At 49.0% G+C, this 25,282-nt stretch carries 20 protein-coding genes; 7 read left to right on the forward strand and 13 right to left on the reverse strand.

The features are described from left to right. Positions 1-7: 7 nt before the first annotated feature. The 3 genes from B9Y77_RS05310 to B9Y77_RS05320 form a co-directional block, all read right to left on the reverse strand. Positions 8-1,135, reverse strand: coding sequence for an aminotransferase class I/II-fold pyridoxal phosphate-dependent enzyme (locus B9Y77_RS05310; protein ID WP_073423106.1), 1,128 nt, complete (start codon positions 1,133-1,135; stop codon positions 8-10). Beyond that, positions 1,128-2,282: a type III PLP-dependent enzyme domain-containing protein gene (locus B9Y77_RS05315; RefSeq protein WP_139829263.1), complete on the reverse strand. Its 1,155-nt coding sequence runs from the start codon at positions 2,280-2,282 to the stop codon at positions 1,128-1,130. Before B9Y77_RS05315 ends, B9Y77_RS05310 begins: the two co-directional genes overlap by 8 nt. Positions 2,283-2,439: 157 nt before the next feature. Next, a complete protein-coding gene (locus B9Y77_RS05320) occupies positions 2,440-5,604 on the reverse strand; it encodes an FtsK/SpoIIIE family DNA translocase (protein WP_085491452.1) in 3,165 nt (1,054 codons plus the stop codon). 101 nt (positions 5,605-5,705) lie between these two features. On the opposite strand from B9Y77_RS05320, the gene B9Y77_RS05325 reads away from it, so the two are divergent. Next, complete coding sequence (locus B9Y77_RS05325) at positions 5,706-8,735, forward strand: CHASE2 domain-containing protein (protein ID WP_073423112.1); 3,030 nt, start codon at positions 5,706-5,708, stop codon at positions 8,733-8,735. 10 nt (positions 8,736-8,745) lie between these two features. Here the strand turns inward: B9Y77_RS05325 and panC are convergent, their stop codons facing one another. Genes panC through folK form a run of 3 tightly spaced genes read right to left on the reverse strand, consistent with a single transcriptional unit; the run spans position 8,746 to position 10,759 of the window. After that, entirely contained in the window at positions 8,746-9,597 is an 852-nt protein-coding gene (panC, locus tag B9Y77_RS05330) for a pantoate--beta-alanine ligase (RefSeq protein ID WP_073423114.1), read from the reverse strand. Positions 9,598-9,599: 2 nt separating this feature from the next. Further along, positions 9,600-10,250 (reverse strand): deoxynucleoside kinase, encoded by a 651-nt coding sequence (locus B9Y77_RS05335; protein WP_073423116.1) that lies wholly within the window; start codon positions 10,248-10,250, stop codon positions 9,600-9,602. After that, positions 10,250-10,759, reverse strand: a complete 510-nt coding sequence (gene folK / locus B9Y77_RS05340) for a 2-amino-4-hydroxy-6-hydroxymethyldihydropteridine diphosphokinase (RefSeq protein WP_073423118.1) — start codon at positions 10,757-10,759, stop codon at positions 10,250-10,252. The genes B9Y77_RS05335 and folK overlap by 1 nt, the downstream gene beginning before the upstream one ends. A 363-nt stretch (positions 10,760-11,122) precedes the next feature. On the opposite strand from folK, the gene rho reads away from it, so the two are divergent. From rho to B9Y77_RS05355, 3 genes are all read left to right on the forward strand, one after another. Beyond that, on the forward strand, positions 11,123-13,138 hold the full coding sequence (gene rho, locus B9Y77_RS05345) for a transcription termination factor Rho (protein ID WP_254899925.1): 2,016 nt from the start codon (positions 11,123-11,125) through the stop codon (positions 13,136-13,138). Positions 13,139-13,329: 191 nt separating this feature from the next. Beyond that, entirely contained in the window at positions 13,330-14,136 is an 807-nt protein-coding gene (gene proC / locus B9Y77_RS05350; RefSeq protein WP_014547045.1) for a pyrroline-5-carboxylate reductase, read from the forward strand. A gap of 3 nt (positions 14,137-14,139) precedes the next feature. Continuing rightward, complete coding sequence (locus tag B9Y77_RS05355) at positions 14,140-15,510, forward strand: sigma-54 interaction domain-containing protein (protein ID WP_085490748.1); 1,371 nt, start codon at positions 14,140-14,142, stop codon at positions 15,508-15,510. On the opposite strand, the gene B9Y77_RS05360 is transcribed toward B9Y77_RS05355, so the two are convergent. The 3 genes from B9Y77_RS05360 to B9Y77_RS05370 form a co-directional block, all read right to left on the reverse strand. Next, positions 15,491-16,321 (reverse strand): TraB/GumN family protein, encoded by an 831-nt coding sequence (locus tag B9Y77_RS05360; RefSeq protein ID WP_176221714.1) that lies wholly within the window; start codon positions 16,319-16,321, stop codon positions 15,491-15,493. The genes B9Y77_RS05355 and B9Y77_RS05360 overlap by 20 nt on opposite strands. A gap of 107 nt (positions 16,322-16,428) precedes the next feature. Next, a complete protein-coding gene (locus B9Y77_RS05365; RefSeq protein ID WP_254899926.1) occupies positions 16,429-17,181 on the reverse strand; it encodes an ABC transporter ATP-binding protein in 753 nt (250 codons plus the stop codon). Between the two features lie 9 nt (positions 17,182-17,190). Further along, complete coding sequence (locus B9Y77_RS05370; RefSeq protein WP_085490750.1) at positions 17,191-18,162, reverse strand: FecCD family ABC transporter permease; 972 nt, start codon at positions 18,160-18,162, stop codon at positions 17,191-17,193. Positions 18,163-18,292: 130 nt separating this feature from the next. Between B9Y77_RS05370 and nspC the strand changes: the two genes are divergently transcribed. Next, entirely contained in the window at positions 18,293-19,420 is a 1,128-nt protein-coding gene (gene nspC / locus B9Y77_RS05375) for a carboxynorspermidine decarboxylase (RefSeq protein WP_085490751.1), read from the forward strand. Positions 19,421-19,536: 116 nt separating this feature from the next. Continuing rightward, entirely contained in the window at positions 19,537-19,950 is a 414-nt protein-coding gene (tsaE, locus tag B9Y77_RS05380; RefSeq protein ID WP_073423128.1) for a tRNA (adenosine(37)-N6)-threonylcarbamoyltransferase complex ATPase subunit type 1 TsaE, read from the forward strand. A gap of 54 nt (positions 19,951-20,004) precedes the next feature. Here the strand turns inward: tsaE and B9Y77_RS05385 are convergent, their stop codons facing one another. The 3 genes from B9Y77_RS05385 to B9Y77_RS05395 are packed head-to-tail and all read right to left on the reverse strand — an operon-like array spanning position 20,005 to position 22,357. Beyond that, entirely contained in the window at positions 20,005-20,697 is a 693-nt protein-coding gene (locus B9Y77_RS05385; RefSeq protein ID WP_085490752.1) for a hypothetical protein, read from the reverse strand. A gap of 9 nt (positions 20,698-20,706) precedes the next feature. Continuing rightward, complete coding sequence (locus B9Y77_RS05390) at positions 20,707-21,159, reverse strand: SufE family protein (protein WP_254899927.1); 453 nt, start codon at positions 21,157-21,159, stop codon at positions 20,707-20,709. A 1-nt stretch (position 21,160) separates the two neighbouring features. Then, complete coding sequence (locus tag B9Y77_RS05395) at positions 21,161-22,357, reverse strand: NAD(P)/FAD-dependent oxidoreductase (protein WP_085490753.1); 1,197 nt, start codon at positions 22,355-22,357, stop codon at positions 21,161-21,163. 122 nt (positions 22,358-22,479) lie between these two features. Here B9Y77_RS05395 and B9Y77_RS05400 point away from each other — a divergent pair, with 122 nt between their 5' ends. After that, complete coding sequence (locus B9Y77_RS05400) at positions 22,480-23,796, forward strand: pentapeptide repeat-containing protein (protein ID WP_085490754.1); 1,317 nt, start codon at positions 22,480-22,482, stop codon at positions 23,794-23,796. A 78-nt stretch (positions 23,797-23,874) separates the two neighbouring features. On the opposite strand, the gene radA is transcribed toward B9Y77_RS05400, so the two are convergent. After that, the gene (radA, locus tag B9Y77_RS05405; protein WP_073423136.1) at positions 23,875-25,266 is read right to left on the reverse strand and encodes a DNA repair protein RadA; all 1,392 of its coding nucleotides are present in this window, start codon (positions 25,264-25,266) and stop codon (positions 23,875-23,877) included. Positions 25,267-25,282 lie beyond the last annotated feature (16 nt).

A 25,282-nucleotide genomic window follows, 5' to 3' on the forward strand; every position in this document is an offset into this window, starting at 1 on the left:
CCCCTGATTACTTCTCGGTATTTTTTATGTATTCAAGGACAGCCTTCAGCCCGTTTTCAATATCATTGCTATTTAAAAGCATATTTATTCGAAAACAAAAACACTTTTCTGGGTCAAAGCCCTGCAAAATGCCGGGATAGACAAAATAGCCTTTTTCCTTCATCAGGCGTTTCATCGCCTCTACAAAGGATGCATCGTCTACAGCGCAACGGATAAAAATCATGGCATAGTGGCCAAAGGTTTCCGGCGAGATTCGGGCAAAATCATAGTTTTTTACAATGTTTTTCACCTTCAGAATGTTATCCTGCCAAAAGGCTGTGTAAACATCCCGGCAGTCGTCGAAATTCTTTGAAACAAAATGTCTTGCTCCTTCCTGGCAGGAATAGCACAAGGAGCCTCCGTAGATATCTTCAAGGTTGTTGATGTCATCATAGTATTTTGTATGACACACAACGTAAGAGAATTTTATTCCTTGGAGTCCCAAAGCCTTATGAGGGCTATAAATGTAGAGGAGATTTTCCTGAACTCCAAAAACTCTTGAAAGTTCATATCCGTTTACGCATAGGGATTCATCTAAGATGACTATTTTACCTGCATCCAGGAGTTTTTGAATTCCTTTTGTAACGCGCTCCTTAAAATAAATGCTGCAAGAGTTGACCGGAGACGTAAACCAAAATGCAGTACAGTCAGACTGTAGGAGTTCTTCTACATCAAAAGTACTGTTTATGTTTTCCATGTAATCGCTAAAAAGGCGATAAGGTATGCCAATGTCATCAACGCAACTTTGTACAGAAAAATAAACCGGCTCTACAATCCCCACCTTTTGATTATGCTTTTTTAAGAATATAGCGAGCGTTACGATAGAAAGGGTGCTTTGAGATACAGGCGCAAAAAAAGAATTTTCATAAGCTTCATCAGAAAATCCCAATTTATGGGCAAGGTCTTTTTTTATGCAGTCAGGAAAGAAATACTGATAATCAAACAAGTCAGACTTTTTACCAAGCTTTACAACTGATGCAAGCTTTTCCTTATAGTCAGAACCAGAATTCCAGTCGGAAAGATTTACCGGCGGATTTTCTTTTGGTAATGCTTCTAAAGCAGCTTCCAATTCCATTTCAATTTCATAATCAGTCATAGAGAGCCTCGTAGTTCATGTAATCGAAGGATTTTATCTGCTGGAATCCGTTTTTTTCGCTGTAAAAACAGATATCAGGATAATTGATGCCGTTGAAATAATTCATCTGTGCAAAGGAATAAGAACCCATGTCACCAAAGACGATTTTGTCACCCGGCTTTAAGGGGGCAGAAAAAGAGTACTCGCCAAATACATCGCCAGAAAGACAGCTGTTTCCTGCAAGCAGATAGGAATAGCCCTTTTCCCCGGCCTGTGGATAAATTACGGGCAGCTGATAGTAATTTTTAAGGACATCCAAGGCATGGCACGAAATAGAACTGTCCAAAATGGCGATGTCCTTTCCATTATGCACCACGTCCAAAACAGTGGTCAGAAGAAAGCCCGCATCCATCACCAAATACTCGCAGGGTTCAATGTGGGTTTTTAAGTGATACTTTGAATGCAGGATGTCCAGATTTTCGGCGAAGTCAGCAAAATCAAAATCGTCTTCGAGAAGAGCCTGTCCTCCTCCAAGATTTATCCAAGATACAGAAGGAAGGTAGTCAGAAAATTTATCCAGAACGGCAGAAATCAAATTGTTAAAATCTTTTGAGGAAGATCCGCACAAGGCGTGAATGTGAAAACCAGAAATTTTGTCAAAAAAGCGACCATCTACAGCCGAAAGCATTTCTTTTGTAAGGCCAAAACGGGAATACGGGGCGCATGGATTGTAAACCGGTTCTTCTACGATAGAAACCTCGGGATTCAAGCGGAGGGCAAATTCGTTTTTAGCAGTAGCGACGTGACTAAAGACCTCTTGCTGATGAGGTGAGTTTAAGACAATGTGAGAGCAATGGGCTGCAATTTCTTCCGCATCTTCTTTTTTGTACGCCGGGGTATGGACATGAACTTCTTTTCCGAGCTTTGACCCCAACTTTGCCTCAAAAAGCCCAGACGCGGAAACTCCGTCAACATAGGGTTTGATAAAGGGGAACGATTTTGCAAAGGGAAAACCTTTCATGGCTAGCAAAAGAGAAAGGCCTGTTTGATCTGCTTTTGCCCGTATGTTCCGGAAATTTTCGGCAAGTACATCAGTGTTAACGATGTAGCAAGGGGTTGAAAGCTCCTCAATAAAACTGTTCTGATAAAAACACATACACTTCAGCACACACCTTTACAATATTACTACGAAAATATAAACAATATTATTACAAAGATGTGGTAAAAAGCTGCTGAAATAAAATAAAAACGAATAAACCCTATACCCACAGTTTTACTGATGGCATATTGAGGTCAAAAACCTTTTAGTATAGTATCAAATAAGTTTACCCAAATCTTCCGGAGCGTTCGAGTTGCATGAGTTCGTCCATTCCAATGAGCATGGCACGCGGTTTCGAATTGCCCTTGCTGGGGCCGCACACGCCAAGGCCATAAAGCTGGTCCACAATCTTCCCTGCTCGGCTGTAGCCCACACTAAAGTGGCGCTGTACCGCCGAAGTCGATAGACCGTTCACGCTAATCGCCCATTGAGCCACTTCGAACAGGAGCTTGTCGAGTTTCTCGTTCTTGAGAGAACCACCGCCTTCTTCATCGCCTTCTTCGCCACCCGAGACATCGAACGATTCCACCTGCGGGTAGAACACGTTCTGGTCGGAGCATGCGTCGGCCAAGCGTTCGGCTTCTTCGTCGCTGAGGAAAGCACCATGCACGCGCACCGGATCCGGGTCGTTCACAGCCTTGTAAAGCATGTCGCCACGACCCAAAAGTTTTTCTGCACCGGCATGATCCATCACCGTGCGGGCGTCAATCTGCGATGCGACCTTGAAGCTGATTCGCGTCGGCAAGTTCGCTTTGATGATACCCGTAATGACCTTCACAGACGGACGCTGCGTGGCAAGCACCAAGTGGATACCCACAGCACGAGCCTTAGCCGCTAAACGAGCCACGGACTTTTCGATTTCCTTGCCCGCGACCATCATGAGGTCCGCCATTTCGTCGATAATCACGACGATAAATGCCATACGGTGACCGCGATCTTCTTCAGGGACTTCATCCGGTAATTCACCCGCTTCGAACTTTGCGTTGAAACCGCCAATGTTACGCACCTTCGCAGAAGCCAAAACTTCGGTACGGCGGTCCATCTCATAGCAGAGCCACTGGAGCGCCTGGATAGCAATTTCGGGTTTCGTGATGACAGGCGCCAAGAGATGCGGGATGTTTTCGTACATCTTGAGTTCCACCGCCTTCGGGTCCACGAGAATCATGCGGAGTTCATCCGGAGTCTTGCTAAACAGCATCGACGCCATAAGCGCGTTAATGCAAACAGACTTACCGGAACCCGTCTGACCTGCAATCAGCAAGTGCGGTGCCTTCGCCAAATCCATCGTGAACGATTCACCGGTGATGTCCTTCCCTAGCGCCACAAGAATCTTGTCATGCGCGGGCTTGAACTTTTCGCTCATGAACACATCGCGGCAGAACACGGTCTGGAACTTGCGATTCGGGATTTCAACGCCAACGGCAGCCTTGCCAGGAATCGGCGCCAAAATGCGGATGGACGAGACCTTGAGCGGGAGCGCCAAGTCTTCTTGCAAAGCCGAGAAGCGGCTTACTTTCACACCTGGACCCGGTTCCACTTCAAAACGAGTAATCATCGGGCCCGTTTCGCAACCAATTACACGACCCTTGACCTTGAAGTTTTCAAGCTTTTCTTCGAGCATCTTACCGATGGCGTTCAGCTCTTCTTCGGTGTAATCCGCAGTCTGCGCTTCGTGCGTGTCAAGAATTTTTGCGATTTCAGGAATCTTGTATTCGTCGTAAGACGCCGTCGGAGCCACAGGAATCGGAGCAGAATGAACAGCCGGTTTAGATGCCGGGCGAGCTTTTCCACCAAAATCAGATCCAAAGGTCGGGTCCTCGCCCGCTTCATCAGCACCGACAACAACCGGGGCAAAAGATTCATCATCTTCGACCGCCGGGCTTCCCGGGAAGTCCTCTACGTAGGCGCCATCGCCGCCCAAAAGCTCTTCGGCATGGATTGCCGCACGAGTTTCCACAGAATCCGAAAGCGTAGCATCACGGACAATCGTATTCGCGCTCGTTGAAGAATTCGTAGCCCCCGCAGGTTTAGCCGTTTTCGAAGATTTCGGTACTTCAACTTTTCCAACAACAGTTCTCTCAGAGGTTCGACGAGCAGCCCCGCCAACATTTGCCGCATTTACGCCAGCATTCGCAGCAGTATTTCCAGCAATAGCTGCATCCACAGTTTCAGAGCCCGCCGTACGGCGCACATCGCCCTTCACCTGCATACGACCCTTATGACCCTTTTCCCAGTCAATCAAGTCGCGGGCACGGCGAAGCGCGCCAATGCGTTCCTTGATTTCCAAAATCTGGAGTGCATTCATGTGGCGTTCATTCAAACGCAATTCTTCTTCCAAGCGACGGATTTCCGGATCTTCATAGACGCCATCACTGTCCGTTCCGCCCAACGTTCCTCCCACTGGAACATTCCCGGCATTACCTATCGTCGCATTTGGCAAATCGCCCGGTCGCGCATTCCCCGCAGCATTTTTAGGCAAAAAATTCCCCGTCGCATACTGGGGCAAACCAAACGAATCCCCGACTTGCGTCTGCATCTCCGAGCGATTCACATCTAAATCGTCCGTGAGCCAGTTATGGCGACCGTTAAACGGTTCGACTTTCCCGCGCCTACGCATTTTCACGGAATCCGGAACAAAAATCATCGTCTCGTCTTCCATGACCACGCCACGGCGGAGCGTCTTTTTCTCTTCGACCTTTTCGCTCTTCTTATCGCTCTTAACGGCAGGGAAATCGAGCGTTTCAATTTCAATCTTGCCCATCGAACGGCGCTGTCCAAAAACACCACACACATAACGCATCGCCTGCGCGATAAACTTAAAATGCCTCGGTCGCACACCAAATGAAAGCACAAGAATCAAGGCAAGCGCCACCAATAGCAAAATCAGTGGAGCCACATACGAAACTTTCCCAAACACAGGGATCGCCAAGTTCTGCAAAAAGAACTCGCCCAACACGCCACCGCTCATCGAAAGAGTTTCATTCGAGACATGCTTATCGCCAAAATTTTTAAGCGACATGAGGAACGACACATTCACAGCAAGCAGGCTCGCTCCCACTGCAAAACGCAGCAACTTTCCACGAAGCGAAGCAATCGCAATAAAAACACCCCAAAGGATAAGCGCCGCCGTAAAGATAACGACAGCCACACGCCCAAACAGGAACGTCATAAAGCTCGGGAACATGACGCCAAAATAATCCCCAAGCCAGTTTTCTTGCTCGCCCACAATCGAAGTCGTGATGCAGCCAAGCAGCAGAATGACACCGGCAAGCATAACCAGGTAGCCCACCATCATCGTAATAAAATACGAATCTGGCTCCTGAATGTCCTTTTTCGGTTCGACTTTAGGCTTCTTCGTTTTCTTTACAGTTTTTTTCTTTTGTGCAGCCAAAAACAAGCTCCTCTATTTTTCTTCATAAATATAGTTTTTATGGTTCATTATTTTAGCACAAAAAATGACACCCCTTACTCAATTATTATCTTTTTTATGTCATGGCACAGAAAAATTCAAAAAATCAAAAAAAGCTTTTTTTCGGGGTAGCATTTTCGGCAATCGCCGTCTTGCTCATTCTCATTTTTGGTAATTCACACGAAAACTATATCGCTGAATCGGCAGAAAACATTTTTTACGACCAGTTCTTTAAATGGAATACCGAAGTCATGGACACCACAGGTGTCAAAGATGGAATTACACTAGAAACCAATTCCTACAACGACCCCAACATCATCATCGCCGATATCGATGAAAAATCGCTGCAAAAACTCGGGCACTACTATAGCTGGGACAGATCCATCCATGCCAAGGTCATCGAAAACCTGGGTAAAGGCGGAGCCGCAGCTGTCGCATTCGATATTCTGTTTAAAGATGCCGACTTCGGCAAAAAGAAGGCTACACAGTGCCAGCAAATTCTTACGGAACTCGATCCAGATACAAGCCATACCAAATTTTTCACCCAAATCCAGTCCTATTACAACTACGATTCCATGCTCGTCGAGGCAACGCATAATTCTAACATTTGCATCGTCAGCTTTTTGATGCCGCACGTCTCGTACTACAAAAACAAAAGCGACTGGGAACCCCTGAGTACCTGGGAGCGCGCCAAAGAAGTCGGCTTTTCATCGACGTTCCAGTTAAACCAAGTCGACAAGCCTCAAGATATCGAATCTCGCCAGTTGCTCGACAACGTATTCCCGGAACTTGCTAACGCAGGCGCCCGCCTCGGAGCAGTAAACGCCTATCCCGATAACGACGGTACGGTTCGCCGCATCAAAATGTTATACAAGTTCCCCTATGTCGAAAACGACAAACTCGCGCCGCAACGCATTTACTCGACTCTTTCGCTAATGACCATTTTGCACCTGTTCCACAAAGATCCCAAAGACGTGAAAATCAAGATGGGACAGTACATCGACATCGGAAAGCCTTTCGGGATTTACCGCGATACCCTCGGCGAATACCACACGACATACCCGAACTTCACTTACCCCATGTTTACCGCCTTGCGCGACAAGATGAAACAGATTAAAGCAAGCGGTGTAAAAAAGGCAAACCTCGTCGAGACCTCCTCCAAAATCATCGCCAAACGAAACGAAGACGGGCATATCGTTTTTGACATTTTTATCGATGACGAACAGCAACTCGATAGCAAGCTTTCCCGCATTTTACGAAGACTTCCAATCGGCATATTCGACAAGCTCGAAGGAACCAGTTCCATCGACCTGAAATTCGGCTACAAAATATCAAAGAGCGAAGACGACGAAGGCGTCTACGTCATCACAGATGAAAACGACGAAGAATTCTTTATCACGCCAAGTATTCTCAAGACGATTCATTTTTACGAACCCAGCTATCGGCACATAAAAATTGGCGAATACATAAATTTATCCAGACACATGGATATCAGTTACAATAGGGAAAAAGACGAGTGGTCTGCCTCCAACAGCTTTTTCACGAATAATATTCTACAGGAAATCGCCAAGGCAACGGATGAGCAAATCAGCAACTTAAAGGCCGGTGAAGAATTACGATTCGGTCCATACAAAAAAATCCCCATCGACAAGGAAGGTCAATTTTTAATCAAGTTCAAGGGAAGATTCAATAAAGTCACACCGAATACGAGAACATTCAAGCACGTTTCCTACTATGATATTTACAGAGATTCCATAAATCTTGACCAGTATGCCGGCAAAACCATCATTCTCGGTTCCTCAGTTTCGGCACTTTTCGATATTGTGAACGGTCCGCACGAAGAAAACCTCCCTGCGATTCTTGTGCACGCAAGCACCATCAAAAACATTCTTGAAGACGACTATCTGACCATAATGAAAGAACGTTACCAGCGTTATGCCGTGATTTTGCTCGCCCTGATTTGCACGTTCGTCGGTCTTTACTTCAGAAGTTTTGCCTCGCTCCTTTTTGTAATTGGCATTTCCGTTCTTTATACACTTTTTGCGTTCTTCTGCTTCAAGCACAATATTTACATCGGTGTTTCAAAGCAACTTTTGGCAATCATTTCGACCAACATGTTTGCCATGGTCGTGCAAGCGTATTTCGAAAACAAGGAGAAAAAATTCATTGAAAGTTCATTCAAGCAATACATTTCTCCGGAACTGATTGACGAAATGGTGGCAGGCGGCATCACCCCGGAACTCGGTGGCGAAGAATCCAAGATTACCGCTTACTTTACCGACATCCAGGGATTCTCGACATTCTCCGAAAAGATTGGAAGCGCAAGCAAGCTAGTCGAACTGTTAAACGAATACCTGACCGCCATGACGGATGTCTTGATGAAAAACAAAGGCACGCTGGACAAGTACGAAGGTGATGCCATTATCGCATTCTTTGGCGCTCCTAAGCCTTACACCGAGCACGCCCAATGCGCTTGCGACACCGCACTCGACATGCAAAGCGAACTCTTAAGATTACGCAAAAAATGGCACAGCGAAGGCAACAAATGGCCACAAGTCGTCCACGACATGCACATGCGCATTGGCATCAACACAGGCAACATCGTGACTGGAAACATGGGTTCAACCATGCGTAAAAACTACACAATGATGGGCGACGAAGTAAACCTTGCCGCACGCCTTGAAAGTGCAGCCAAACAGTACGGAGCCTACATCCACATCTGCAAGAACACCATTGACCAGCTTGTCGAACAGGGAATCAACGACCAGTACATCTACCGTACACTCGACATCATCCGCGTTGTCGGTAAAGACGAACCCGTTGAAACATTTGAACTTATCGGCTACACCAACGACGAAAATGCAGATACGCTCAACAAGCTCTGTAAGCTTTGGGAACAAGCCCGCACTGCCTATCTCGACATGCAATGGGACAAGGCAATTGAGCTCTTCACGCAATGTCTTGAATTCGAGCCGCACCTGCCTGGGCGCGATCCGGGCAGCAAGACTTGTCCGAGTGAAGTCTACATCAAGCGCTGCAAAGCCTATAAACAAAATCCGCCCGCTCACGCAGGCGAAAAATGGGATGGAATCTTTACCGCTACAGAAAAGTAGCGGGAAACTCCTAGTTCAGTTCCATATTGTCGATGAGACGGGTCTTTCCGAAGAAGGCGGCGGCGAGAATCACAACCTTGTCTTCTGCAGCGAGAGCGCCATTGCACTTCTGCAAGTTCTTCTGGTTAGCCACTTCCACATACTGCACAATGCCACGGGCAGCGACAATAGACTTCACGACGATATCGCGAATCTTCGTAACGCTGCGTTCGCCAGCTTCGTAGGCAACCTTAGCAGCCTTCAAGCCGTTGTAAATGCCGAGAGCCTGAGCGCGTTCTTCTTCCGTCAAGTATTCGTTACGGCTAGAACGGGCAAGCCCGCTTTCTTCACGCACGATCTTCACACGATGAATCTTGATGTTGAAGTTCAAGTCCTTCACCATTTTTTCGATCAAGAACACCTGCTGGTAATCCTTCTCGCCAAAGTAAGCGTCATTTGCACCAGAAATGAGGAAAAGCTTAGAGACAACCGTCAAGACACCACGGAAATGTCCCGGACGGTAAGCACCGCAATACATGCCTTCGAGCTGTTCATCACGAACAAGCGTCATCGGGTCGCCATCGGGGTACATTTCAGCAACAGACGGAGCAAAAACGTAATCTGCACCGATAGATTCGGCAAGCTTAGCATCAGCTTCTAAACGTTTCGGATACTTGTCCAAGTCTTCGTTTTTACCGAACTGGATTGGGTTCAAAAATACACTTACAACAGTCACATCGCACTCGCTCACGGATGCCTTGATAAGAGCGCCATGACCTTCATGGAGCGCACCCATCGTTGGAACGAGACCGATTCTTTTCCCTTCCTTTGCAAGAGGAGCAAGCGTTTGACGTAGGGAATCGATAGACTTAATTATCTGCATGTTTAGTTACCTTCTGGAACAAAATAAGTCGTTTGACTTGGGCAGGACGCAATCGCGTTCAATACCATCTGCAAATGGCTTTCGTTATGGACAAAATCGATATTATCCGTATTAATAATCAGCACAGGAGCATCCGTGTAATGCCAAAAATGATGGTCATAACGGTCCTGCAAATCGCTCAGGTAGTTACCGTCAATGGTCTTTTCCATCGCGCGACCACGACCCCTGATGCGTTGTAAAAGCGTCGAGACGCTCGCCTGTAAATAGACAACGTAATCCGGCTTGCGGATATCGTGGTTCAAGGCGTTCGACACCTGGTCGTACATGGCAAGTTCGTTTTCGGTGAGGTTCTGCGAGGCAAAGATGCGGTCTTTGTCAAACGTGTAATCGCTCACCAGCAAATCGTGGAATAAATCACTCTGCAAAGCGGAATTCTGGAGTTGCTTAAAACGGTCGAGCAAAAAGAAAAGCTGTGTCTGGAAAGCGTATGCCGAGCGGTTTTCATAAAACTTCGGGAGGAACGGGTTTTCGGCAAAGTTTTCTTCGATGAACATGGCGTTCCAACGTTCACAAATGGCTTTGGCAAGTGAAGTCTTTCCGACACCAATTACACCTTCAATCGCCATAAAATGAATTTTCTTGTCCAAAAGCATCAGGGTTCCTCCCCTTCAATGACGCGGAACGGAATCTTTTCTTCTTTTTCAAGCAATTCCGTTAGCAAGTCCTTCACGGTCTTGTTCGTCTTCGGGTCCACCCAGTCCGGCGCAATGTCGCACAGCGGCACCAGCACAAACTGACGGTTATAAATCTGCAAATGCGGAATATTCGGGCGTCCAGAACACACTTCGCGACCGAAGAACAGCAAATCCAGGTCGACCTCCCTAGAATTCCAATGTCCACGGTCCTTACGCCCAAGAATAAGCTCGGAGCCCTTCAAATAATAGAGTAACTTTACGGGATCGCCATCGTACCAGAAGCTCACCACCTGGTTAAAATAAGGACCCTGACCCGCCGGTCCAACAGGAGGCGTCTCATAAATCGGGCTTTCAACCCAGCCACCTGCGCTTATACGGCGAAGCATATCTCTCCCGGCTTTCAAGTGAGCCGAGCGGTCAGGAAGATTGCTTCCGAGTGCTATATATACTCTATTTAAGGAATCCACGCCCCAAATATAGTCAATTTCTAGTTATTAGTTATTGATTATAGGTCGTTAGTCATTGGTCATTAGTTACTAGTGATTAAAAAATTTTTCTAACAACTAATAACTAGTGACTAAGAACTCCCAATATTTTTCATAAAAAAAAATTTTTTTATGACATTTCACAAAATTTAATGTATCTTTTAAGCCGTTCCGCAGTTTCGGGACATAATATTAATTATCAATAAAATTTATGGGGCAACAAGCCCTTATTGTCGTTTCAATTATATCGTCTATTTCATTTTTTGAAATATGTAATTATAGGACGCTATCGTGCCCAGAACACCTAAAAATCAGAATTTAGAACAAAACGTTCAAACACAGTCTTTGACAGATCTCGTTTACCCCGAAAGCACAGGCATCCCTGTTCCCGAATATTTAGGAACGGTTGACAAACTGCCGGACAATACCGAAGAAGTTCCTCAACCTAAACGCCGAGGCAGAAAACCAAATCCTAAGACGAAGGCACGCAAAGGACCTGCATTAGAACAGAACGTCCAAGCCGAAACCGAACCAGAATTTCAAGAAAAGAAACAGCCGGTCGATGGTATAGCAGCTGCTGAAAAGCGCCTCGCCGAGCAGTACGGTGTCGCAAACATCGATGCCATCACAGAACCGATTTACACCGGCGAACAGAACTACAAACCAGCCGAATCTACCGAAGAAAACGCATTCGTAAGCGAAAACACCAGCGAAGCCGTTATCCCGCAGAATGGCGATATGGCTCAAGCACAAGCAGAAAACCAAGGTGAAGTTGCCACCGATCACAATGCAGATCCGAACGCCCAGCAGCAAGGTGAAGCCCAAGCTCAGAACGGTGAAGGTCAAGATGACCGCCGCTTCAATAACCAGAACGGTAAATTCAACAAGTTCAATAAGAACAACAAGTTCAACAAGAACAACCGCAACAACCGCAATTTCCAGCAGCAAGAAGAATTTGTCGACGACTCTGCAACGCTCCCGGCACCGGGTTCCGAAGCTATTTTAAAGGCAAAGGAAAACTGGCTCAAGTTCCGCAAGCTCTCCATGAGCGAACTCCAGGAACTCGCCGTGCAGAAGGAAGTGGACTTCCGCAGAATGAGGAAGCAGTCCCTCAACTACATTTTGCAGAGCCTCGAAAATGAAGGCAATATAATTTATACGGAAGGCGTTCTCGAAGTCACGCCACAGGGTCACGGGTTCCTCCGCATGCCGGATCAGAACTACCAGACAAGCACCGACGACGTTTACGTGAGCCAAAACCTTATCCGTAAATTCAATCTCAAGATTGGCGATACAATTGAAGGTCTCGTCCGCACGCCTCGCGAACAAGATAAGTACTTTTCCATGCGCCGCATCGACCGCGTGAACTTTGAAGAACCGGACAAGATGCGCCGCCGTGTGGCATTCGAATATTTAACGCCAATCCACCCGGAAGAAAAGATCCACCTCGAATGGAACGAAACGGAATTCAGCACCCGCATCATGGACGTTTTCTCCCCGATCGGTAAGGGTCAGCGCAGTATCATCCTCGCCCCTCCGCGTACCGGTAAGACCGTTCTCTTGCAGAACATAACCCGCGCTATTGCGAAGAACCATCCTGAAATCATCCTGATTACACTCCTCATCGACGAACGTCCGGAAGAAGTCACGGAAATGCGCGACATCATCACAGACATTAAGGAAAAGGCTGCTGAAAAAGGGATCGAAATCAAGGCTGAAGTTGTTGCATCGACGTTCGACGAACCGCCTGAGCACCACACCCGCGTCGCCAACATGGTTTTGGAAAAGGCAAAGCGCCTCGTCGAAAGCCAGAAGGACGTTGTGATCTTGCTCGACTCCATCACGCGTTTCGCCCGTGCAAACAACGTTGTCATCCCGCACTCCGGCAAGATTTTGTCTGGCGGTGTGGACGCTAACGCCATGCAGTTCCCGAAGAAGTTCTTCGGTGCCGCCCGTAAGATTCAGGACAAGATTCGTACCATCAAGAACGAAGACGGCTCGATTAGCGAAGAAGTCCAGAAGAACGGTTCCCTTACCATCATCGGTACAGCCCTTATTGAAACCGGCAGCCGTATGGACGAAGTGATCTTCGAAGAATTCAAGGGCACCGGCAACATGGAACTCGTGCTTGACCGCCGCATCGCCGAAAAGCGCATTTGGCCCGCCATTGACGTGTTTAAGTCCGGCACCCGTAAGGAAGAACGTTTGCTTACGATGCTTGAACAGAATGCCGCCTGGAACTTCAGACGCGGTAGCCAGAACGAGACGGAAACGGGCATCATGGAGAACCTGCTCAAGCTTTTGAACAAGTTTAAGACAAACTCTGAGCTTATGAGCGCTCTTTCTAAACCCAAAGACTAATACAAATTCGGCTAAAACCCAGCCAAACAGCCCGCCAAAAGCGCGGGCTGTTCTTTTTTACGCTTGTCATGCCCGTCTCCGAACGGGCATCGCCTTTTTATCCCCTGTCATGCCGGACTTTGTTCCGGCATCGCCATTTGGACATCGAAAATATTTTTACGTTTACTACGAAATTTTAAAAAGGAATAAAAATGAACACTACGATTTTCTTTGCCGGTACTGGTAACATGGGCGGAGCCATCCTCCGCGGTCTTTTGAACGCAGGCACAGACGCCAAGAACATTTTCTTCTTTGACCCGAGCGACAAGGCTGCCGAAGCCGTGAGCGCCCTCGGTTGCGTCCGCGTCAAGAGCTTTGCCGAAGGCATCGAAAAGGCTAACGTCACGTTCCTCTGCGTCAAGCCGCAGATTTTCAAGCTCGTCGCCGCCGAATGGAAGGCAGCCGCATCCGCTCTCAAGAGCGAAAAGACGTTCATCAGCATCATGGCAGGTGTTGCCCGCAAGAGCCTCATCGAAGTGCTCGGTGAAAAGAACCAGGTGCTCCGCGTGATGCCGAACTTGCCGCTCACTGTTGGCAAGGGCTCCGTTGGCCTTGCCACCGACGGCGTCTCCGAAGAAACGCTCAAGCTCGCCGAAGAAATCTTTGGCAACATCGGCGTGACCTGCCGCGTTGCAGAATCCCTCATCGACGCCGTGACCGGACTTTCCGGCAGCGCCCCTGCTTACGTCTTTGAATTCATCGAAGGTCTTACCCGCGGCGGCGTAAAGGCTGGTCTTACCCGCGATGTCGCTTTGAAGCTCGCCCTCGGCACCATCGAAGGCAGCGTCGAACTCGTCAAGCAGTCTGGCAAGAGCCCGAGCGACCTCTGCGCTATGGTTTGCTCTCCGGCAGGCACGACAATCGCAGGCATCGACGCCCTCGAAGAAGGCGCATTCCGCAGCACGCTTATCAAGGCTGTTGTCGCCGGCACAAACCGCAGCAAGGAATTGGGCAAGTAACAAGTGCGCCCGTCCATCGACTTTTTCACAAAAGAAACTTCGACGTCCTCGTTCATCTTGGACGTCCTTTCTTCTGTGGATAACACCGTCGATGTCCACACTCCCACAAGCGACGAGGCACCCGAAATCGCAGAAAATTTGCGTTTTCCACTCGCGCCCATCGTCATTTGGGACCTTGATTCTTTCACTGCAAAAAACGCAGAACTGCTTTCGAGACTTCGCGACTTTAGCCCAGATTCCATGATTCTCGCCTACGCGGAATCTCCCGAAAGCTACACCGAAGTTTCAAGCAAACTCTACGACACGATTCTCTCCGTCGAAGCACTTCGCCTCCACTTGATGAGCAAGATTGCGAGGCTCAAGGAAATCTACAACGCAAAGCGCATTTTCCGCGAAAGAATGTCGCACCTCGTTGGCAAAAGCGATGCCATGCAGCGCCTCCGCAAGAACGTAGAACGCGCCATTTTGCACACAGGCCCCGTCCTTATTCAAGGCGAATCGGGCGTTGGCAAGGACCTGGTCGCAAGAGCTATCGCCTGCGTTTACGACAAATTCGTCACTGTCAACTGCAGCGCCATTCCGGAATCACTTTTCGAAAGTGAACTTTTCGGTCACACGCGCGGAGCATTCACAGGCGCCCAAAACGAACGCATCGGTCTTTTCGAAGATGCAAACGGTGGCGCCATCTTCCTGGACGAAATCGGCGACATGCCGCTCCACGCTCAAGTCAAGCTTTTGCGCGTCATCCAGAATCACGAAATCCGCCCCATCGGTGCAAACAAGACGCGACACATCGACGTGCGCATCATCGCCGCTACAAACCGCGACCTCCGCGAAGAAATTCGCGAGAAGCGTTTTCGCGAAGACCTTTATTACCGCCTGAACGTGATTCCGATGCAGCTTTCACCGCTCCGCGACCGCAAAGAAGACATCGAAGACTTGGCGAATTACTTTATCCGCCAGTACTCGCCTGCAGGCGAACCTTATACGCTCTCGCCTGAAGCGTTGCAAAAGCTCCAGAATCACAACTGGCCAGGCAACATTCGCGAACTCGAAAACGTCATCCAGCGCGCCCTCTGCTTTACCGACCCAGGCGTTTTACGCGCTGAAGATTTGCAAATTGACGAAAATTCCGACAACAATTCAGTGAGTTTCACAAGTGCAGATCGCGCAGCCATAAAAGCATTCAACGCGAGCAATTACGAAGAATTTCGCGAATTGCAGCTCGACGAAGAACGAGAATTTTTGAAATCGACCATCCGCAATTGCGATGGTTCCGTAAGCCTTGCCGCCGAACGGCTCCGTATGAACCGCACAGCCCTTTACAACCGACTCACACGACTCGGCTTAAGCGTTAAAAACGTTCAATCTTAAAACCGCGCTTGCGAAGCGCATCAATCACGTTGTCTTTTTCAAGCGCCAAGTGCGCTACACCGACCACAACAAAAACGTTTCTATCTTCGCGCAAGAAAGTCGCAATTGATTCCGCCATTTTGGCATTGCGATTCACATAAACACGTTGTTCAAAACCATCCTTGAACTTTTGATCGCTAGACAACGATTCATCGCTTTCGTCTTCTTCATCATCTTTGTTCAACAAGCTACGCAATAAATCGTCATCACCCGTTTTCCAGGCATGAATCAAATTACCCACAAGCGTTTCAAAATCTGCAATTTCACGTAAAGTCGTCTTTAAGTAATACACACCCGCCGAATCCGATTCCGTCGTATCTGCAAGCGCGCCAATCTGTTCTTCTGCAGTTTCCAAGCCGACAATGGCCTTGCCATCTGACGCCGCTCTATCCAAAAGCACATAGTCAATCCCATATTCAGGATTCAATCCGGCCTGTTCAAATGCATACGCACTAAGCGTTGTCGCTACAAGCCAGGGGCGCATTTTTTCAAACACCACCATAGGAATATCCCAGGCCGCACAAAGGCTATCTAAAGACTTCCACATTTCTGGCGGCAGAATATCTCGAAGCAACCTATCTTCAAGCATTCCCTGCGAAACCGATTCCTTGCCAATCTCCTTCACGACTTCTTCATCGTTCATGTTGAGTTCGACGGCAAGCTCATCCGAACGTGCAAACGCAGAATCAATCACAGGAGCAAGCGGGTACAAAGTCGAATCCGCCAAATGGATACTCCCCAGCACCCACACCGAAGAATTCTCATCGGACACTTTCCAAAAGAAATGCTTTTGTTCCGATGAACCTGCCGTACTCCGGTTACCCGCACACGATGACAAGCATAGCGCAACACAAAACACACCAATAGCGTAAAATAAAATCAAAGAGCGTCGCATATTTCCGTCCAGTCTAAAAGTCCATTTTTTCGAGCATCCGCAGCCGAAGCCACCTTTACCGTTCCGCCATTTACAACCATAATCTTATCGCAATAGCGTTCCGCGTATTCCACGGAATGCGTCGAAACAACAATGCCCATTTGGCGTTCCACGGCGATTTTCTTGAGCAACCTAAAAAGCGCATGGCTACGCGGAATATCCAAAAACGCATTCGGTTCATCGAGCAACAAGATTTTCACCTGCTGCGCCACAGCCTCTGCCAAAAACACGCGGCTGCGTTCACCATCGCTCAATTCTGCAATCGGGCGATTTGCAAAATTTGCCACATCCAAAAGCGCCATCGAATTTTCGACAATGCGATTATCTTCTTCTGTGCGGCTGTCAAAAATTCCAGAATACGGCGAACGTCCCAAGCGCACAAATTCACTCACGCTCATTCGCGGGGGCACCGCACTCGACATTCGAACAAGCGAGATTTCCTGAGCACGTTCACGAGGCGCCCATTCCGTAAGAGATTTCCCTTCAAGCGAAACCTCGCCTGCCACCGGCGCAAGTAAGCCTGCAAACGTTTTCAAAAGAGAACTCTTGCCGCAACCATTCTCGCCCATCAAAGCTACAACATTTCCCGATGCAAGCGAAAAATCAAACGGGAATTTCATCGACGGGAGCGCTTTACCATAGCCGACAAGCAAATCCTTACATTCCAGCAAAATGTTCTGCGATTCAACACTGGTCATAAAAGCCCCCTAAAGACGCGCACCGGAACCGCGCACAAGCACCCACAAAATCACAGGTACGCCCACCAGCGAAAGCACAGCATTCAACGGCACCGAAGCCGGGAAGAGCCCGCCCAAAAGCGCAAGTGCCACACCGCACAACGCGGCCCCGGGCAAAAGTACGCGATGGTTCGTCGTCTTGAAAAGCAGATAAGCTAAATGAGGCACCGCAATTCCGATGAACGCGACAGGCCCGCAAAACGCTGTCGTAGCACCCGCCAAAAGGCTCGCCCCGAGCAACACGCAAATCTTGGAACGCTTCACGTTCAACCCAAGCCCATGTGCAAAATCATCGCCCAAAAGCGCCGCATTCAAGTACCGCAGCGAAACGCCTATCATCACCAATCCCACAAGCACTGCCGCCACAAAAATCCAGACATCACCGAGCGTCACGCGCCCAAAGCTACCCATGCCCCACGCCACATAAACGCGCAGCGATTCCGAAGAATTCCCTGCAATCAAGACGCTCACAATTGAATCGATAAAGTAGCCCGTCAAAAGTCCAACAATCAAAAGCACGCCCGTCTGCGCAAAACGCGTCGCCGCAAACATCACGACAAGCGTCACAAGCAAAGCCCCAAGCGCCGCCGAGCCCAACACGCCGACACTACCAAAGCCAATTCCCGCCAAAAGCGCAAGCGCCACACCCAAACTAGCACCACTGCTAATGCCAAGTACAAACGGTCCCGCCAGCGGATTCCGGAACACCGTCTGTAGCGACAAGCCCGACACCGCAAGCGACGCACCCGCCAAAATCGCGGCAATCATTCGCGGGATTCTCAAGTTCCACAAAATGTTCGACGAAACATCCGCACCCGGGCTAAACAGCGCCTGCACCACCGACGAAAACGGAATGTTCACCGCACCAAAGCAAAGCGTCGCCACGCACAGCAACACAATCAAAATCACCAACGCAATAAAACCAATCAATAAACGACGCAAGCGAACCTCCAATTATTCAAAAACAACCATAGAAAATTTCAACAAATTTATAAAAAGCTCCGATTCAATACATCTGAATAATACAAAAAAGCATTTGAGCGACAAGACAATAATTTCTATCTTTCCCACCATGCTCGACTATTCTCAAGTTCCAAGTCCCTGTTTCGTACTTGACGAAACGCGTCTCCGCCGCAATATGGAAATCCTCGACGATATCCAGAAAAAGACCGGCGTCAAAATCATCTGCGCTCTCAAGGGTTACAGCTTCTGGCGTTCCTTCCCGCTCATCGGCGAATACCTCGCCGGCGCCACCGCCTCTAGCCTCAACGAAGCCCGCCTCGCGCGCGAAGAGATGAACAAGGAAGTCCACGTCTTTGCACCCGTCTACGAAGACGACGAAATCGACGCCATCCTCGATGCAGCGGACCACATCACGTTCAACAGCTTTTCGCAGTGGCAGCGTTACAAGGACAAGACGCTTGCCCACGGTGTGAGTGCCGGCATCCGCGTGAACCCGGAATTTTCGACAGTCGAAACCGACCTTTACAACCCCTGCGGCAAGTTCTCCCGCCTCGGCGTGACCGAAAAGGAATTCAAGCCCGAACTCCTCGATGGCATTGACGGACTCCACTTCCACGCGCTTTGCGAACAAGACGCCGACGCTCTCGAAGGCGTTCTCGCCGCATTCGAGCGTCACTTCGGCAAGTACCTCCCGCAAATGAAGTGGGTGAACTTCGGCGGCGGTCACCACATCACCCGCAAGGACTACCACCGCGATGAACTCGTGCGCATCCTCAAGGATTTCTCCGCACGCTACCCGCACTTGCAGGTCATCATGGAACCGGGCGAAGCCATCGGCTGGCAGACCGGTGAACTCGTCACAAGCGTTGGCGACATCGTCCACAACGAAATGGACATCGCAATACTCAACGTTTCCATCAGCGCCCACATGCCGGACTGCCTCGAAATGCCGTACCGCCCGAACATCATCGGCGCCGCATTCCCGGGCGAAAAGGCTCACACCTACAAGCTCACGGGCAACTCCTGCCTCGCCGGCGACCAGCTCGGTGATTTCTCGTTCGACGAACCGCTCAAGGTCGGCGACCGCATCATCTTCGAAGACATGATCCACTACACCATGGTCAAGACCACGTTCTTCAACGGTGTACGTCACCCGAGCATCGGCAAGTTCGACGAAAACGGCAAGTTCCACCTACTGCACAAATTCACGTACGAGCAGTTTAAAGAGAAATTGTAATTGACAACGCCACAGTAATTAGTTAGTAGTCATTAGTTCTTAGTCGCATAATCGCGCCATAGGCGCCAAATATAAACTACAGACCTACGACCATTGACTAACAACTCCATTTCATTATGCTATTCCATTCTGAACAAGACACATACAACTGGGCGCTTGGTTTTGCGAAGGAACTCAAGGTCGGCGACAAAGTCGCCCTCTACGGGAACCTCGGCGCAGGCAAGACCGTCATCAGCCGCGGCATCTGCAAAGGGCTCGGTTTCGAAGGCACGGTCTGCTCCCCGACCTACACCATCCTCCACGAATACCCGAACAACCCGCCCATTTTCCACTTCGACCTGTACCGTCTCGAAGGCGGTGCAGACCTTTATGAAGTCGGCATGGATCCGGACTATCTCGAAAGCGGCATCAGCCTCATCGAATGGCCCGAGCGATTAGAAGAAAACGACGCAGGCATCACCCACGTCGTTAAAATCCAAATCGTATCCGAGACCGAACGCGAAATTACATTAACAGTCGTTGGTCATTAGTCGTTAGTTATTAGAAATGCTATTGACCAATGACCATTGACTACAGACTAAAACTTATTGCGCCTTCTTGCGCTTACCCTTACGAGCAAGTTTCTTGTTCGCTTTTTCAATAGAATCGGCAACAGCCTTTGCGCGGAGTTCAGCAGCAACCTGAGCCAAGGAATCCGCAATTGCCTTTTCTCTAGCAATCGAATCGGCGCGAGCAGCGGCAGCAGCAACACTAGCCTTGACAGCTTCGTTTTCGGCAATGTTGTTCCAATCCTTGCGGTCACCCTGATTCAAAAGCATCGGGCCCTTGTATTCCTTCACAATGTTGTATGCAGCAACGGTATCGCGAGCAGCCATGGCGCCCATGGCGTCGGCATACAAGTCCTTCTGCTGGTTGCGCAAGTCTTCGATAGCACCCAAGCGGTTCTGGCGGAGGATTTCCATAGTATCGCTCACAAAACCCAAATCCCAGGTTTCGTTGTAGCAAGATTCAGCTTCGACATACTTTGCCGCATCCGTTTCTGCAGCTACAAACAAGGCGTCGCACTTAGCAAATGTATCGGCACTTTTTTGCTTAGCATACTGGTAGTAGTAATAACCACCTACGATTAAACCGATGAGTACGAGCAAGAACACACCGTCCTGCCAGCCCATAATCGGCGCCTGCGGAAGCTTCGGTCTACCATTGATTGTTTCACCGGCTTCCAGTTTTTCTTCAGCCTCGTCAAACGGGCTTTTTCCATTCAAGAAACTAAACATAGAGTCGTCCTATTTTTTTGAAATTGCGTCAAAGACGCGTGCGTATAAATAAATCTGTTTCAAAAGGCTCGCAAAACCGTTCGAGCGCGTCGGCGAAAGCCCGACATTGAGTCCAATCTTCTGGAAAAACGTCGGATCCACCGAAAGGATATCGGCAGGAGCCATGTCGTTGAAAATCTGCAAGGCAAGCGCACCGAGACCACGGCTAATCAGCGGGTTCGTCGTACCGCCTTCCACATCCATCTCAAAATGAATTTTTGCACCATCAAACTTCGGCACCAGATACATTGTCGAGGCGCAGCCCTGGATAATGAACTTTTCTGCCTTGAGGGAGGCGTCCATTCCCTTGTGTTCACGAGCCAAATCCAAGAGGAATTTCCACTTGTCATCCGGGTCTGTGAACGATGCAAATTTTGCTCTAATCTTTTCTTGACGATCAACAATACTTTCAGACATAATCATACTAATGCAAAAAAGAACGCATTTTCCAAATTACAGACGGGCAAGACCAAAGCACCGCCCAGAAAATTCTAAGTAGAGTCTGCTTTTCACGCGGGAGCTTCGAGAGGCGCATAGCCGCCTTGTCAAACTGTTCATCCTTGATTTTTGCAAGCCCGGGCTTTGCTCTCGCAATTTGCAAATGAGACTTTCCGAGCTTAGCCATCCAACGATCAAGGACAGAAGCTTCAATACGGGCACGAGCGCCATCGTCCGTTGCATTCAGCCATTCATGAACCGCTTCTGCAGTAATCTTTCCGCTAAGGAGCGCTTCAACAATTCCCGAACGGCTCAACGGATTCACGCAACTAGCCGCATCGCCCGCCTTAAAAAGACCACACTTGGCAAGTGGCTTATCAGACTGCCCGCAGGCAATCATGCCACCATAAATCGCCTTGATTTTGGCATTCGGGTAATGCGTCGCAATAAAATGCTTGAGTTTTTCACGCAAAGGCATATCCGGCTTTGCATCCTTCGAAAGCACAAAACCGACATTCACTTCCTTGCCATCACGCGGGAAAATCCAACCGTAACCGCCTTCAAATTCGCTTCCGTAAAGCAAATCGATATGGTCACGTTCGTGTTCAATACCTTCAGCCACAGCAAAAATGCCCGGTTCCAAATCAGTATCACCCGATTCAATCCCTTCAAGGCACGGAATACCACGCGTCAGGCGACAGCCAGGACCACTGGCATCAATAAAAGCCTCAGCCGAAAGCAAAAACTTTTCTCCGCCCACCTGGACATTCAAATTCCAGCCTTTTTCAGCCTTTTCGATGCTTTTCACAAGCGCATCAAAACGGCATTCCACGCCCGCTTCGACGCAAGCATCGGCAATCGCATGGTGGAATTTCGAACGATCGAGCAGACGACCGCAGTCCTTGCTGTAAAATTCAGCCTTATAACCCTTAGGCGACGTAAAATAGATACCCGAAAGGCTTCCACGCACCCAAGATTCATCAATAGGCCACAAATCGTTCAAACGATGGGTCGATACTGCTTCGGCACAAAAAATAGGTTCCTTCCAGGGTTCCTTTTTGTCCAAAAGCAGGATTTGTCCAGCACCGCCCGTCAATTTTCCAAGCTGGTAAGCAGCCATAAGACCGGCCGGACCTGCCCCGCAGATCACCACTTTGTAAGAATTTGAACGAAAACAAGTCATTTCAACGTAAAATTAGTATTTATTTGGTCACTTTTTATTTTTAGTTGTTAGTTTTGCAAATTTTTTAGTTATTTTAGGGCTATCCGTTATTTGATTTACTTTTTCATAAAGGGAATTTGACTATGAATATGAAGAACGTCTATAAATTTGGTCTCTGCCTCCTTGGTGCTCTCGCGCTCAACGTGTCAGCACAGGATTTCAGAGGTAAGGACCTGAACACCTCCTTCCGTGACAAGCGTATCGACAACTACCAGTTCCAGAAGGCAAGGGCCATCAAGGGCGTTACGGACTTCCAGCGCTCTGCCGGTGAATCTCCGGACTTCGAAGAAGCAAACCTTCCCGAAGTCTCTTTCCGCAATGCTGTGATTAGCGGAGCCAACTTCGAAAAGGCAAACCTCAAGGGCGCAACGATTAGCGGTGCAGACATCCGTTCTGCAAACTTTGAAGGCGCAAACCTCGAAGGCGCAAACCTCTATCGTGCAACGCTTCTCGATAGCAAATTCCCGAAGGCAAACCTCAAGAGTGCTCGTCTTGACGCTATGAAGGTCTCTGACGAATGCGATTTCAGCAAGTCAGACCTCACTCAGGCATCTGTGATGGACATGGACCTTACCCGTGCTGACTTCAGCAAGGCAAACCTCACCAACACGAACTTCTCCCGTTCCTTGATGGCTAACAGCGACCTCCGCAAGACCACCATGGAAAAGACGGACTTCACAGCTTGCAACCTCATCGCTGCAAACTTCTCCGGTGTGAAGCTCAACAACGTAAACTTTGCTAAGGCAGGTCTTTCTCAGGCTGACTTCGACGGTGCAACGTTCAACAACGTGAACCTCCAGGAAGCTGACCTTTCCTTGACCACGTTCAATGATGTCGACCTCTCCAGAACCCAGCTCCAGAAGGCTAAGTTCGCCCAGTCCAAGGTCAAGAACATGAAGTTCAACAACCAGGACTTGAACGGCGTCATCTTCGACAAGGGCGAAGTTTCCAAGAGCTCTTTCGACAAGACCAAGCTCAACAAGTCTTCCTTCTTCGATGCGAGCGTCAGCAAGAACGTGTTCAACTACGCTGAACTCATGAAGGCAGTCTTCGACGGTGCTTATGTATTCAAGGACATCTTTGATAACGCAGACCTCACCAAGGCAAACTTCGCAAACTCCACCATCGAACGCTCTGCATTCAACAACGCTCAGCTTTCTGGTGCAAATTTCTCTGGTGCTAAGCTCATCAAGGTTACCTTCACCAACGCCAAGATGGAAGGTGTCAAAATCGACGCCGACACCAAGATGGAAGACGTAGACTTCTCTGGTGCAGACCTCACCGGTGCAAAGATTGAAAAGTTCACCGCCAAGCGCGTGATCTACAACGAAAGAACAAAGTTCCCCAGCGGTTTCGATCCGCGCGCATTCGGTTTCTCTAGACCAGGCGAAAAGCGCTAATAAAGCCTTTCAATAACGGAATATAGGGACGCTCACTTGAGCGCCCCTTTTCTTTTGCCCTTTTGCGTCAAAGGAGCCTTACTTCTTGTCCATGAGCCAGCTTATCGCTTCGGACAGAGAATGAACCCGCACAACCTTCATCGAACCCATATTCTCAGAAAGCTTGCAGCTCGCCGGCACAACCGCCTCCGTCATCCCAAGGCGGCTCGCTTCCTTGAGCCTCTGGTCTAAAAGACTTACGCCACGCACCTCGCCCGACAGTCCAAGCTCTCCAATCGCAATCGTCTGCCGCGAAAGCGGGATTCCCAAATGATTGCTCGCCACCGCTAACGCAAGCGCCAAGTCCGACGAAGCATCATTTACCTTCATGCCACCAGCTATGCTCGCAAACACATCCGAGGCGCCAATCGTCACACCACCGAACTTTTCCAAAAGCGCAAGGATAATCGTAAGTCGTTTCGGGTCTATCCCTGCCGCTACACGCTGCGGCACTGCAAAATTCGTCTGGTTCACAAGAGCCTGAGTTTCGAACAGGAGCGCCCGAGAGCCTTCCATTGTACAGCAGACAGCACTCCCCGGAGTCGGCGGAACCCCCTCCTGCAAAAAGACCTTGCTCGGGTTCAGCACAGGATTCAACCCATGACTCGTCATTTCAAAAACGCCAATTTCATCGGTAGCGCCAAAGCGGTTCTTGATAGTCCGCAAAAGCCTATACTGGTGATTACGGTCGCCTTCGAAATAAACAACCGTATCGACCATGTGCTCCAAGATTCTCGGTCCAGCAATCTGACCGTCCTTCGTCACATGACCAATGAGAATCGTGATGCATCCGGAATTTTTGGCAAAAACCATCAAGTCCAAAGTGCATTCACGCAGTTGTGTTGCACATCCGGGCGTCCCAGCAAGGTCGCTCTTGTAAACAGTCTGGATGGAGTCTATCACAAGAACCTGAGGCTTTACCTCTTTTGCCTGTTCCAAAATCTTTTCGAGATTCGTTTCGCAGAGGAGCATCATGTCGCTCCCCGAAACATTCAAGCGTTCACTGCGAAGTTTTACCTGGCACGCACTTTCTTCACCACTCACGTATAAAGCCTTGACTCCCGCCGCATTCATCGTCGCAAGTGTCGTGAGCACAAGCGTCGACTTACCGATTCCCGGGTCACCCCCAATCAGCACCAGGCTTCCCGGCGCAAAGCCACCACCAAGCACACGGTCAAATTCCGAATTCGCCGTGCTCAAGCGCCGCGTATCTTCTGTCGCCACATCCTTGAGCAGCACCACCTTATGGACAGGCCCGCCAAGCCCACGTCCCGTGCGCCCAGCCCCTTCAGTAATCCGTTCAATGACATGTTCCTTAAGCGAACTCCACGCCCCGCAAAACGGGCACTTGCCAGCCCACTTCGGAGTTGTATTGCCGCATTCCGTACAGAGATACTCAATTTCTTTCTTCGACTTGTTTAGTGCTACCATGAGCACTAATATAATA

This window comes from Fibrobacter sp. UWB13 (genome assembly GCF_900177805.1).
Classification (GTDB): Bacteria; Fibrobacterota; Fibrobacteria; order Fibrobacterales; family Fibrobacteraceae; genus Fibrobacter.